Here is a 1,031-nt window from a genome sequence, read left to right on the forward strand (position 1 = left end):
GACGGTACGGACCCCACCGACCCGACGGATCCTACCGAGGGCACGGACCCAACGGACCCCACCGATCCAACCGACCCAACCGACGGATCTGACCCAACGGACGGCACGGACCCGACCGATCCTACTGATGGCACCGACCCCACCGATGGCACTGATCCAACGGACCCGACGGACGGCACTGACCCGACGGACCCAACCGATCCGACCGACGGCACGGATCCGACGGACGAGGTTCAGGGGGTGCTCGATCCTGTCCTGGCCGATGGCGGCCTGCTGGGTGACGTGACCGGCAATGACGGCGTGCTGGGCGATGTGACCGGCTCGGACGGCCTGCTGGGCGATCTGCTGGGGGACGGCCTTGTCGGCGGGATCGCCGACGATCTGCTCGGCGCGCCCGTTCTGGGGGATGGCGTCGATGGATCGGCGGGCCTGCTGGATCCGGTCATCGCCGATGGTGGCTTGCTGGGCGACGTGACCGGCAATGACGGTCTGCTGGGCGAGGTCACCGGTTCGGACGGTCTGCTGGGCGATGTCGTCGGCGATGAGGGCGTGCTCGGCGCCGTGACCGGCAGCGACGGGCTTGTGGGCGATCTGACCGGCACGGGCCTGCTCGCGGGGGGCGATGCGCCCGACGGCCTGCTGGGCGGAGTCGCGGAGAGCGTCGACGGCCTGACGGGCGGCCTGCTGGCCGGTGTGACCGACACGGTCGACGGCGTGCTCGGCGATGGCGACCTGCTCGGCGGTGCCCTTGGAGGCGAGGGCGATCTCGTCGGCGGGTTGCTGGGCGACGACGGCGGTCTGCTGGCCGGCGTGACCGACACGGTCGATGGCCTGCTCGGCGACGGCGATCTGCTGGGCGGCGTCCTCGGCGGCGAGGACGACCTCCTCGGCGGGTTGCTGGGCGACGGTGATGGCCTGCTGGCCGGTGTGACCGACACGGTCGATGGCGTGCTCGGCGATGGCGACCTGCTGGGCGGTGTCCTCGGAGGCGAGGGCGACCTCGTCGGCGGCCTGCTGGGCGACAACGGTGG

The 1,031-nt window shown here is 71.8% G+C and carries 1 protein-coding gene; it reads left to right on the top strand.

The window, feature by feature from the left end; all coding sequences use genetic code 11:
* Positions 1 to 1,031, top strand: a 1,031-nt coding sequence (locus MLD63_RS17915) for a hypothetical protein (protein WP_255331253.1), incomplete at both ends; no start/stop codon positions are given.

The sequence above is a fragment of the Paracoccus albicereus genome, assembly GCF_024359525.1.
Taxonomy (GTDB): domain Bacteria; phylum Pseudomonadota; class Alphaproteobacteria; order Rhodobacterales; family Rhodobacteraceae; genus Paracoccus; species Paracoccus albicereus.